The sequence below is a fragment of the Mesorhizobium sp. P2_E7 genome (assembly GCF_056403855.1).
On sequence record NZ_JBFUER010000001.1, the window covers coordinates 708,925 to 720,810 of the forward strand.

Sequence of the window (11,886 nt, forward strand, 5' to 3'; positions counted from 1 at the left end):
CAACAAACGGGGAGGATCGGATGGCAGTCAGGGTCCGGTTGAAGCCGCTCTCGGGGCGGTACGCAGTTTCGCGCCTCGAAGCAAAAGACAGCATTCCCGGCTGGGCCGATGGACCCGGCTTCGTCAGCATCACCCGGACCGAGGACGAGCTTTCGGTCGTCTGCCTGCAGGATCGGGTCCCGGATGGCGTGAAGCACGACAGGGACTGGGTCGCCCTGAAGCTCCAGGGTCCCTTTGCCTTCGACGAAACAGGCATCGTGCTGTCGGTGATAAAGCCGTTGTCGGAAAACGAACTCGGCATTTTTCTCGTGTCCACCTTCGATGGCGACCATCTGCTCGTCAAAGCCAAGGATGAAGCCGCGGCAAGGGGGCTTCTGGTCGCGGCGGGGCACACGCTTCTGTAGCCGGCTGGCTCAATCGCCAGCCCTTGCGTTTGACATCGCTCTTGCCGCATCGTTATCTCTGACGCGATACGACGATCGGACGATCGCTCCCCAAATCACACACCAGATATCCCGCCCGAGGAGAAACCGATGTCTCACAATCTGCAGTTCTATATCGATGGCGCCTGGGTCGATCCTGTTGTGCCCAACGCACTCGACGTCATCGACCCGTCCAACGAAGACGCCTTCGCGCAGATTTCGCTCGGCTCCAAGGCCGATGTCGACAAGGCGGTGGCCGCGGCAAAACGTGCCTTCGACACATTCGGCTTCACCTCGGTCGAGGAACGCCTCGACATCCTCAACCGCATCATCGAGGTCTACAAGAAACGCAGCGCCGATCTGGCGCTGGCCGTGTCGCGCGAGATGGGCGCGCCGCGCCGGATGGCGCTCGACAGCCAGGTCGGCATCGGCCTGGCGCATCTGCAGAAGATCGCGCAAGTGCTGAAGTCGTTCGAGTTCCGCCATGTCAAGGGCTCGTCCCTGATCGTCAAGGAACCGATCGGCGTCGTCGGCCTGATCACGCCGTGGAACTGGCCGCTGAACCAGATCACCTGCAAGGTCGGTCCCGCGCTCGCCGCCGGCTGCACCATGGTGCTGAAGCCGTCCGAGATCGCGCCGCTCGACGCCATCATCTTTGCCGAGATCATCGACGAGGCCGGCGTGCCGAAGGGGGTCTTCAACCTCGTCAACGGCGATGGCCCCGGCGTCGGCCAGGCACTTTCCAGCCATCCCGATATCGACATGATGTCGTTCACCGGGTCGACCCGCGCCGGCATCCTGGTCGCCAAGGCGGCCGCCGACACGGTCAAGCGCGTGCATCAGGAGCTCGGCGGCAAGTCGGCCAACATCCTGTTTCCCGATGTCGACCTGGAAAAGGCCGTCAGCAAGGGCGTCGCCGGCTGCTTCAGCAACTCAGGCCAGTCCTGCAATGCGCCGACCCGCATGTTCGTGCCGCGCGACCGCCACGACGAGGCCACCGGCTATGCCAGGACGGCGGCTGAAAAGTTCACCGTCGGTCCGGCCGATGCGGCCGGCACCAAGCTTGGGCCCGTGGTCAGCCAGCTCCAGTTCGACAAGATCCAGGACCTGATCCAGGCCGGCATTGACGAAGGGGCGACGCTGGTTGCCGGTGGACCGGGGCGTCCGGCCGAGCTCAACCGCGGCTACTATGTCCGCCCGACCGTGTTCGCCGACGTCACTCCCGACATGCGCATCGCCAAGGAAGAGATCTTCGGGCCAGTGCTGGCGATCTTGCCGTACGACACGATCGAGCAGGCGGTCGAGCAGGCCAACGACACCGTCTTCGGTCTGGCCTCCTACATCCAGGCCAAGGACATCCAGAAGGCCCGCGACGTCGCCGCCCGCATGCGCACCGGCAATGTCTACATCAATTACCCCACCTGGGACGCCAGCCTGCCGTTCGGCGGCTACAAGCAATCCGGCAACGGCCGTGAATATGCCGAGTATGGGCTCGAGGATTTCCTCGAGATCAAGGGCATCGCCGGCTACGAGGCGGCGGAGTAGGGCAGGGAGACAAGGCCCTCGCTAGCTCCAATCCAATCGAAGGGGCGCGGTCTCGGCCGCACCCTCGCTGGTCTCGTCAACCGGGTCACCGCCCGGAGACGGACCGCCGCTTGTCATAGCCGCGGTTTGTCTCGATGATCCCAACCATGGCGCGGGTGAATTCGACCATGCTGTTTGCCGTGATAGCTGCATCGTCGGGACTCTGGCCGACATGCTCGGCGGCTCCGCAACATGACCGGCGGATGCTGTCGTAGTGCGTAACTCTCTCATCATCAGGCAACGCCGCCAGATTGAGGGCGCGACCGTGGATCATGCGCAATAGCTGCGCCAGCGCGGTTTCGACACTCATGCGTTTTGCTCCGCATCGGTCGAGCGTCGCGGCACACCAATAGTGCCGGATCGTCGATCGGGAAATGGTCCCGATACGCAAAGGTCGATCATACTTATTAATATATCATTGAATGCTAATATGTATGGCCGTACCCGATTGAGCGCGGAGACGTTGCGAGCAGATCGGCACCGCCAACGACACCCTCTATGGCCTCGCCTCCTACATCCAAGGCCAAGGACATCCAGAAGGCCCGCGAAGTCGCCGCCCGCATGCGCACCGGCAATGTCTACATCAACTATCCCCAGTGGGACGCCGGCCTGCCCTTCGGCGGCTACAAGCAATCCGGCAACGGCCGCGAATATGCCGAATACGGGCTCGAGGATTTTCTCGAGATCAAGGGCATCGCGGGCTATGAGGCGGCGGAGTAGGGCATCTCCCATCGGGACCGGCTACCAGCCGGTCCCGATGCTTCAACTCTCAAAGGTACGACTTCATTCTTCCCGGAAAGCTTTCTGGATCTGATCCGAGAGCGGCTTCACCAGATAGGACAGCATCGTCCGATCGCCGGTCGGGAAGAACACTTCAGCCGGCATGCCCGGCGCCAGCGCCAGCCCGTGCAGCTTGGCGACCTCGGTTTTCGGCAGCGTCACCCGCGCAACATAGAAGGCTGCTCCGGTGCGCTCCTCGGTGGTGAGATCCGCCGAGATCCGCGACAGGGTCCCGGTCAGTTCCGGCGTGGTTTGCCGATTGAAGGCCGACAGGCGCAAAATCGCATTCTGGCCCATCGTCACCTGGTCGATATCCTGCGGCGCAATATGCGCTTCAACGGTCAGGTCGTCCGTCACCGGTACGATCTGCATCACCTGTTCGCCGGGCGTGATGACCCCGCCGATCGTATGCACGGCCAACTGCAGCACCACGCCATCCTGCGGGCTGCGCAGATCGATGCGCTTCAACTGGTCTTCGGCCGCTACCTTGCGTTCGACGAACTCGGAGATCTTTCCTTGCGTTTCGCGTAAATCGGTCGCGACCTCGCTGCGAAGATCCTGGTCGATCTGGATGATCTGCAGTTCGATCTCGGACGCCTTGCCTTTCACCTGGGCTATTCCCGCGGTCAACTGCCCGTGCTCGCCTTCGAGCCGCACCGCGTCCCGTTCGAGCGACGTCATACGCTCGATTCCTATCAGCTTGCGATGCCAGAGCGACCGCACGCCTTCCAGCTCGATCTGGATCAGCTCGATCTCGCGGCGTTTGGCCTGCAGCTGCTCGGTCAGGCCGGCAGTCTCCTGCGTCAACTGTGCGATTCGTTCGCGCAATTGCGATCGCTGGCCAGATCGCGCCTGGCGCCGGAAATCGAACAGCGATTGTTCTCCGGCCATCGATGCGGCGACACCGGCCTCGTCGCGCCGCGATATCAAAACCTCGGGGAAGCTGATCGTGTCCTTGCCGTCACGCTCCGCCTCCAGGCGCGCCAACCGCGCATAAAACTCATCCAGACCTTTTGAGACGATCGCCAAATTGGCGCGCGTTGTCGTCTCATCCAGGCGCACCAGAATATCGCCCGCCTTGACACGGTCGCCTTCACGCACCCTGATCTCGCCGACCACGCCGCCGGTCGGATGCTGAACCTTCTTTACGTTGGAATCGACCACCAGCCGGCCAGCCGCGATCACCGCACCCGACATTTTGGTCACTGCCGCCAGGCCGCCGACACCGCCGACAAGCAGCAGACAGGTAGCAACCCCGGCCACGAGATAGCGGTGGACCTGTTTGTGATGCAAAGCGCTCCTGTCCTCGTTCATGCCGGAACGCCTCTCTCCGTGGCGGCGACGACCTTGAGCGGTGCTGCCGTTCGGAAAACCTTGTTCAGCACCTCATCCTTCGGACCGAAGGCCTGCACATGCCCATTGGCCATCACCAGCACGGTATCGACATTGGCGAGCACAGTGGAGCGGTGTGCGACGACGATAACGATGCCGCCGCGGTCCCTAATGCCCTGGATCGCGGCGGACAAGGCCACTTCACCGTCTGCATCGAGATTGGAGTTCGGCTCGTCCAGGATGACCATGAACGGATCGCCATAGAGAGAGCGCGCAAGGGCAATGCGCTGCCGTTGTCCCGCCGACAGCGACGCGCCGGCTTCGCCAACCCTGGTGTCGTAGCCGTCGGCCAGATGCACGACAAGATCATGCACGCCGGCGGACTTGGCCGCCGCAAGCACCATGTCGGATGACGCATCCGGGTCGAAGCGGGCGATGTTCTGCGCAATGGTTCCGTCGAACAACTGCACATCCTGCGGCAGATAGCCGATATGCTTGCCCAGCTCGTCGGTCGGCCATTGGTCAAGCGTCGCGCCGTCCAGCCGCACGGCGCCCCGCGCCGGCAGCCAGACACCCGCAAGCGCACGCACCAGCGACGATTTACCGGAAGCGCTCGGGCCGATGACCCCCAGGCCCGATCCCCTGGCTAGTGAGAAAGTTGCATCCCACACCACGGGCGTGCGCTCGCCCGGCGGCGCGACGCTGATATTCTCAACCGCCAACGCGCTGACAGGCGCAGGCAGGGTTACGCCGGTTGCGCCTTCCGGCAGATCGGACAACAGCTGCTTCAGGCGCGCCCAGCTCTGCCGCGCCGCAATGAAACCCTTCCAATGCGCTATCGCCAGTTCGATTGGAGCCAGCGCCCTGCCCATCATGATCGAGCTTGCGATCATGATGCCGCCTGTCGCCTCTTGCTGGATGACCAGATAAGCGCCGATCGCCAGCATGGCCGATTGCAGCATCAACCGCAGGATCTTGGAAATCGTGCCAAGCGTTCCCGCCACATCGCTGGCGGCCGCATGGGCATTCAGGTACTCGGCATTGACGGCATGCCATCGCTCGGCGATACGCCCGCCAAAACCCATGGCCTGCATGGCTTCGGCATTGCGCCTTGTCGCCTCGGCCAACGTGCTGCGGACGGCTGCGTGCTGTCCGGCGGTCCTTGTCGGGCCGCGGGTCCTGAATTCGGCCAGAAGCGTCAGCGCAAACAGCACGACGGCGCCGGCAAGCGCGGTAACGCCGATCCAGAAATGAAAGATGAAACAGATGCCGATATAGAGCGGCATCCATGGCAGGTCGAACAGCGCGGTCGGTCCGGCACTGCCGATAAAGGCGCGAACCTGATCCAGGTCCCGCAACGGCTGCAGTCCGTCACCCGAAGCCTTGGCGCGCAGCGGCAGGCGCATCAGCGCCGAATAGACCGACGGGCTCAGCTTTGCGTCCAACCCCTGTCCCAGACGCACCATGAGGCGGGAGCGGATCAGCTCCAGCACCCCCTGGAACACGAACAGCGTTGCCGCCAGCACCGCCAGGCCGACCAGCGTCGGCACGCTGCGACCCGGAACGACCCGGTCATAGACCTGCAACATGAAGAATGAGCCGGTCAGGGTCAGCACGTTGACGACCCCGCTCATCAAGACAATGCCCGAGAAAGCCCGTCGAAAGGACGACAGAATTCCGACCAGCGTAAGCGGCGGCGACGGAGTCAGCTGCATGCAGGCTCGCAATCAGGATGTGGCATCTCGCCCCTTAATATGTAACGGCCTTGAGTGTGATATGGACGGGCAAGCCCGCCTCGAACTGGGCGCTGCCTCGCGCCACCAGCCAGCCGTCCGCACGCTCCAGGCGTGCAACGATCTGCAGCGTCGGTGAAGCAGTCGAGCTTGCGGGCAGGGGCAAGGAAAATTCTATCGTCTTTGCGCCGCCCTCGCTTTTGAGGCTGGTTTTGGCGGCGCGACGGCGCGCACTGTCCTGAATGGCGGGGTCCTCGAGATAGATCTCGAGATGACCTTCCGGGATAGCCTTGCCGCCGACGAAGGTGACTGCGCCGTGAATATCAGTCGATTGCGCAGCCGCTGCCCCGGTGGCGGCGGCGACAGCCGCAACTCCGGCAGCCATCAACACTGTACGGCGGTCGGTCATCGCCTGCTCTCCCTTTTTCGCTGCGGCACCCTGCCGGATCTGAGGCAGGAGGGGAGCCTGAAAGCCCCCCTCCCGGTAGCGCGTTAGATGACAATGAAGTCTGCAGCCGAAAGATCCAGATTTGTGTTCAGGTGCGCAAATTGAATGGCTGCGCCCTGACCGGAACCATCGGCGTCGTAAGACAATATTCCATTGTCAGTATCGTATATGATGCGGTCGTCGGCATCATGAGCAGCACCGGCTGCGCTCTTGTAGAATGAGCCCAGGGCAAGAGCGCCGTCGCCGCCAACGCTGGCAAAGATGAGGTTGTCCAGCAGGATCGTATCGTCGGCGACCTTGAAGTCCTTGATCCAGTCGATATTGCCGTTCCCGAGTTCTGTCGAGAAGCGGAAATAGTCCTGGCCGGCGCCGCCGGTCAGCGTGTCGGCAGCGAGCCCGCCATCCAAAAGGTCGTTGCCGCCGCCGCCGTTGAGCGTATCGGCGCCCGCGACGCCGGGCTGAGCGGGTGCTGGCGGAAATTCGACCGATACGTTCAGCTTGTATGTCGAGCCCTCCGGCACGGATTCCACCCAGCCATCGCCGGGAGCCGAGGCCGACCATTCGCCTTCCAGAATATAGTAGGTTCCGGTTTCCTGAACGATGAAGCTCGTGCTCGAATCCCGACCGTTTGTGGAGCCGGGGTCGTCGCCGCCATCGTCGTTCTGGGCGACGATATTGCCATCGCTGTCCAGCAGCCTGACGATGCTGTCATGGACATTGGGGTCGGCAATGCCATCGATGTCGATGGTGATGATCGTGCCGGCAGCCAGGTTGACGCTGTAATATCCGCCGAGGCCGTTTCCGGTGGCGTTGACGGTGGTGTGAAGGGTGGTCGTCGAATCGAAGATGTCGGGGTCGGCGGCCAGCGAGAAGTTGTTCGAGATGTCGAAGGCGGTCGAGATCGAATTGTTCGTCGCATCGGGTCCGAGCGTGGCGTAGCCGGTGCCCATGCCCGGGCGCGGCGGAGCATCGCCCTGATAGGCGAAATCGCCGAGCAAGGTGTCATCGCCGCCGCCGCCGTCGATCTTGTCGGCGCCGCCCTGGCCGGTCAGCACATTGGCCGAGCCGTCGCCCGTGAGGTGATCGTTGAAGCCCGAACCGGCCAGATTTTCGATCGAGATATAGGTGTCGCCGCCGGATTTGCCGCCACCCAGTTTGAGGCTGAGCCCGCTGGTCGCGTCGGCATAGTCGGCCGTATCGCTCCCGGCACCGCCATTCAATATGTCGGCGCCGCCGCCGCCGGTCAGCGTGTCGTTACCGGCGCCGCCGGAAAGTTTGTTGGCCTGGGCATTGCCGATGAGATGGTCATCAAAGAAGGAGCCGACGGCGTTTTCGAAACCGACGAGGATGTCGTGCCGGATAACGGTGCCGCGCCCGACGATCTGCACCGGGCCATCGCCGTCGCCGCCATTGGCCGTGCCATTGGCGAGGTCGATCGTTACACCGGCGGAGCTGCCGTCGTAGACGACCGTATCGATACCGGCGCCGCCATCCAGATAGTCCTGGCCGGCGCCGCCGATGATGGTGTCGTTGCCGGCTTCACCGTAAAGGATGTCGCCGTCATTGCCGCCATCCAGTATGTCGTTGCCGCCGCCGCCGTTGAAATAGTCGCCGCCGCCGCGGCCCCAGAAATGATTGGCCGCCGACGTACCGATGAAGCGGTCGATGCGGTCATCGGACCCGATCAGGTTCTCGATGCTGTAGAAAGTGTCGCCCGTGGCGGTGCCGCCATTGGCAACGTTCGTCTCCAGGTTGACGAGCAGCTGGAAGGGGCTTTCCTTGCTGTAGTCGACCGTGTCGATGCCCGCGCCGCCCCTGAATATATCGATGCCATCCTGGCCGCTCAGCGTATCGTCGCCGGCGCCGCCGTCGAGAATATCGTTGCCCTGGCCGCCGAGGATCGTGTCGTTGCCGCCGCCGCCATAGAGCGTGTCATTGCCGTCGTCGCTCTCGGTCTGGTCTGGAAGATCGGCGACATCGATGGTGTTGTTGATGTCGCGGCTGGCGAGCGAGTCGCGGCCGCCGATGATGAGGTCATCGCCGCCCTGACCGAAGATCGTGTCGTTGCCGGCGCCGCCGTCGAGCGTATTGTTCCCATTGTCGCCGAAGATGATGCTGCTCATCGTGTTGTCGCCGATGATCGGTGGTGGGGTTTCGGTACCACCGCCTCCAGGCTGGAGTGTCGATTCGTCGGCGTAGATGATGTGTTCGACGTTGGCGATATTCCGGATATGTAGGTTCCGGTTCAGCAGAACGACCGTGTCATTGCCGCCATTGGCTTCTTCGCGGACGATGTCGTCGAGGGAGTCGACGAAATAGATGTCGTCGCCGCCATTGCCAGCCATGCGGTCGCCGCCGCCGCGGCCATCCAGCACGTTGTTTCCGTCATTGCCGATCAGGATGTCGTTGTAGCTGCTGCCGATGCCGTTCTCGATGTAATAATCGGTCCCATCTGCGTTGTGCCCGGCGAAGATCGCAACGTTGTTGCTATGGCCGTTGACGCTGGAGAATTGTCCGGCGCGCAGGTCGAGGATCGTGCCCGCTGTCGAGCCGGAGAAGTCGATCGTGTCGGTTCCGCCAGTGTCATGGATCACAAAACCGATGTCGTGCTGCATGCCCGAGGCGCTGAGCCGGTAGCCATCCACAGTACTGCCGAAGCCGTAGACATTGTCGCCCGTGTTGAGGTCGATATGCTGATAGGTGCGATCACCATTCGCGTCGACGGTCGAGAAAAAGCGGCGGATGACCGCTTCGATGTCGGCCATCATCGGCGTTGATGCCGACCAGCGGGTGGGTTCACCGACATCGATCCCGTCGAAATAGGACATGACGCTGTATTGCTGACGGTCGTACGTCCAGGTCGCGTTGTTCAGATAGTTGATCTGGACGCCGCCGGGACCGCTGTAATTGTACAGGCCAGGATGGTTCAGGCCGAACTCGTGGCCGAATTCATGGATGAAGGAATCGAAGACATAACCGCCAATGGCCGTCTTGTTGTGCTCGGTGTCGTGGAAGCGCTGACCTATGCTGACATAGCGGTCGTTGGAGTAGGCGCTGCCGTCGTCCTGCTCGCCCAGTTCTGGGCTGACAACCTGCATCCAGTCCGTTGCGCTGTTGTAGGGTGCATTGTCGACGATTTCGAACTTCAAAGGCGTGACAAGAGCCCACATCTGCAAGGCGCCGATCGCGGCGGCCTTGTACTCGGGATGGTCGTTGAGTTCGGAGACATTGATCCTTAGCGTTCCCGCCGCGATCGCCGGCGTCAGCGAGCGGTCCAGCGCCCCAAGGTAGTCGAGGTAGGACTCGTAATCTTCGCTTTTGCCGTAAGGGTTATCCGGCGTCTGGTCGTTGACCCACCATTGATCGCTGGTCTGGTTCGGGTTCGGCATCCTTGGGACTCCTTGTCTCGCAACCGCGGCAATTGCGGCTGTACGGTTTAGCTGTTGCCAACCACCGACAAGCATCGTTAGCGCTTGTCGGTCGAGCCCCGTCCCAACGCCAACAATGCAATTGGAATCTTCGCTTGTCTACCCGCTATTCGCGCTCGTTACATGAGAGATGCTTGCGCGCGCTTGTCCGCCGGTTTTTGAGATACTCGTTTGGTGTTGATTAAGCTAACGCTAATCTATGGTCGTACCTCGCCGACCTCAGCCAGCTTGCAAGCCCAAGGTGCTGGGACACCAGATGCCCGGCTGATACCGGAGGCTGGAATCAAATGCGCAGGCGTGCTTCAGGAACTCGTCCGGCGCGCGAAATGTTCATAGGTCACCCGCCAGGGGTCGCTTGCGGCCGCTCGCTCCTCGCCGATCCAGTGAAAGCTGTCGGCGGTGATCTCGGTGAACCGCCACCGGGCCTGCAGGCCGCGCGAGTCGGCGCCGATCTGGACAATGTCCTTGCCCTCGGCCCGGCCGATCTGGCGCGAATAGTCCTGGTTGAGCGGATCGCTCCAGATGATGTGCCAGCCACCGATCCCGGGATCGAAGACGCGCAAGGTCGTGCCATACATGGTAGACGGGGCAGGGCGCCTGGGCCTGATCCAGATGTCCTGAATGGCGCGGCCTTCGAGCACCCAGCCGAAGTGACACTCACCATCCCACTTCTGACTTGTGCCGTCGTCGCGGTGGTGGACCGTCTCCATGTCCCAACTGCCAATCAACCATCTATAGAGGTCCATGTCTTTCGCCCGGTCGGCCGGGGGACCTTCAGATCCGAGAGCGGTGAGAAAAGTCGTCATCATGGTCTCCAGGGGCAGGCCGCGCAAACGCTCGAACATTGGCCCACAACCCATGGCAGCGTTGCGGATCCCCGGTCTTGGGAAAAATTGCTGTAGTGCCGCGGCTGCCTGCCTTCCGCGTTCGCGCCATTTCAGATCCATGCGCTGGTGCTAATGTAGCGTCGGCGGGTACCCCAATGCCCGCCTGGCCGGCGCCTACTCGGGCAATCTCTTGATGAGCGGCGCCGGCCGCCCGACTTGGGCCGGTGACCAAATTCCTGCGGCAGGGAAATCAGGCTAGGCGGTTATTGCTGGGCGGTTTTGACAGGCATGCCGATGTCGGTCTGTATCCCCAGAACATCCGCTGCCCAATCACGCAGTTCCGGTGAAGCATCGCCCGATTTCATGATCGACACAGCCAAAGCCGCCATGTCCGCGGGCGGTTTTTTGCTGGCAGTCGCAAAGGCGAAATAGCCGGCCACGATGGCGCATCCCACCGAAATGACCGGCGGGACGATATGCAGTGTCGTCAAAGCTATTGCGCGCCAGCGGCCGGATCGGCTGGGCGCCGGAGGCTCATCCTCATCCACAAGGTCGGTCATTCCACTCTGCCCATCAGTCGGGAGAACACCGCCTGTGAGCATTGCCTACATTAGTTAAAATGCGGATAAATCTTTATTGACTGTCATCGCCTTGGTCTGTCCGTCGGGAGGGCGCTTCATCTTGCCACCCGGCCAGCTCCGGCAGGTCGTCAAGCCAGCTCTTCTCTGTCAACGTGGCTTCGCCGGCCACAGGAACTGCCTCGGTGGCGTTTTGAATGAGCCAGTCCATCCACTTGCGGTAGGCAGCCGGGGCCAACTCGGGCGGCAGCACCTTGGCCTTGGCCAGCATGCGTTTGCGAAAACTGAGCTGCCGGCGCAGTTTGGTCGTTGTGAACTTGATGGCCTTGCCCTGGTATTCAACCGTCCAGCGCCCATCGCCGTGGCTGGTGAGCCTGTCGATGGAAAAACCGGCATCGACCGGCCTGTCGCGCCAGGGAAGCTCGATTGCGTTCCTCCGGAGATCAAGCGCCCATCGCCTGTAGTCCGCCCCGGCACGCTGCGGCGGCAGCACACCGGCCTGTTCGAGAATTTTCCTGCGGAAGGTCGGCTGCTTCTTGATCTGGCCGGTCGTCAGCTCGATGCGATGTCCACGCAATTCGACATGCCACCGTATCCTGCCATTGCCGACATACTTCACCAGCCGGTCGATGACGAACTCGTCCTCGGAAAGCGTCACGCAGCCTTGGCGGATGCTTTCGAGAATGAACTGGCTATCGGTGGGCATGACGCGGCATTGTTCAGGAACCTTTGACGAAGCTTAGCCAGTAGCACA

At 62.2% G+C, this 11,886-nt stretch carries 10 protein-coding genes and 1 pseudogene; 3 read left to right on the forward strand and 8 right to left on the reverse strand.

Annotation, left to right across the window (positions count from 1 at the left end):
* The first annotated feature begins 20 nt into the window (after window positions 1-20).
* Entirely contained in the window at window positions 21-404 is a 384-nt protein-coding gene (locus tag AC1DYC_RS03540) for an ACT domain-containing protein (protein ID WP_477404026.1), read from the forward strand.
* A 129-nt stretch (window positions 405-533) separates the two neighbouring features.
* Entirely contained in the window at window positions 534-1,967 is a 1,434-nt protein-coding gene (locus AC1DYC_RS03545) for an aldehyde dehydrogenase family protein (protein ID WP_477404028.1), read from the forward strand.
* Between the two features lie 85 nt (window positions 1,968-2,052).
* Here the strand turns inward: AC1DYC_RS03545 and AC1DYC_RS03550 are convergent, their stop codons facing one another.
* On the reverse strand, window positions 2,053-2,316 hold the full coding sequence (locus AC1DYC_RS03550) for a hypothetical protein (RefSeq protein ID WP_192253083.1): 264 nt from the start codon (window positions 2,314-2,316) through the stop codon (window positions 2,053-2,055).
* A 157-nt stretch (window positions 2,317-2,473) separates the two neighbouring features.
* On the opposite strand from AC1DYC_RS03550, the pseudogene AC1DYC_RS03555 reads away from it, so the two are divergent.
* Window positions 2,474-2,726 (forward strand): annotated as a pseudogene (locus tag AC1DYC_RS03555) (aldehyde dehydrogenase family protein); the annotation flags it as partial.
* Window positions 2,727-2,789: 63 nt separating this feature from the next.
* On the opposite strand, the gene AC1DYC_RS03560 reads toward AC1DYC_RS03555, so the two are convergent.
* From AC1DYC_RS03560 to AC1DYC_RS03590, 7 genes are all read right to left on the reverse strand, one after another.
* Complete coding sequence (locus AC1DYC_RS03560; protein WP_477404030.1) at window positions 2,790-4,100, reverse strand: HlyD family type I secretion periplasmic adaptor subunit; 1,311 nt, start codon at window positions 4,098-4,100, stop codon at window positions 2,790-2,792.
* On the reverse strand, window positions 4,097-5,833 hold the full coding sequence (locus AC1DYC_RS03565) for a type I secretion system permease/ATPase (RefSeq protein ID WP_477404032.1): 1,737 nt from the start codon (window positions 5,831-5,833) through the stop codon (window positions 4,097-4,099). Before AC1DYC_RS03565 ends, AC1DYC_RS03560 begins: the two co-directional genes overlap by 4 nt.
* 34 nt (window positions 5,834-5,867) lie before the next feature.
* Window positions 5,868-6,260 carry a hypothetical protein gene (locus AC1DYC_RS03570; RefSeq protein WP_477404034.1) on the reverse strand — a complete coding sequence of 131 codons (393 nt, stop codon included), beginning with the start codon at window positions 6,258-6,260 and terminating at the stop codon, window positions 5,868-5,870.
* A gap of 83 nt (window positions 6,261-6,343) precedes the next feature.
* Window positions 6,344-9,688, reverse strand: a complete 3,345-nt coding sequence (locus AC1DYC_RS03575; RefSeq protein WP_477404036.1) for a M10 family metallopeptidase C-terminal domain-containing protein — start codon at window positions 9,686-9,688, stop codon at window positions 6,344-6,346.
* Window positions 9,689-10,029: 341 nt separating this feature from the next.
* Window positions 10,030-10,572, reverse strand: coding sequence for a hypothetical protein (locus AC1DYC_RS03580; protein ID WP_477404038.1), 543 nt, complete (start codon window positions 10,570-10,572; stop codon window positions 10,030-10,032).
* A gap of 245 nt (window positions 10,573-10,817) precedes the next feature.
* Window positions 10,818-11,114: a hypothetical protein gene (locus AC1DYC_RS03585; RefSeq protein ID WP_477404040.1), complete on the reverse strand. Its 297-nt coding sequence runs from the start codon at window positions 11,112-11,114 to the stop codon at window positions 10,818-10,820.
* 73 nt (window positions 11,115-11,187) lie between these two features.
* A complete protein-coding gene (locus AC1DYC_RS03590) occupies window positions 11,188-11,838 on the reverse strand; it encodes a hypothetical protein (RefSeq protein ID WP_477404042.1) in 651 nt (216 codons plus the stop codon).
* Between the last annotated feature and the right edge of the window lie 48 nt (window positions 11,839-11,886).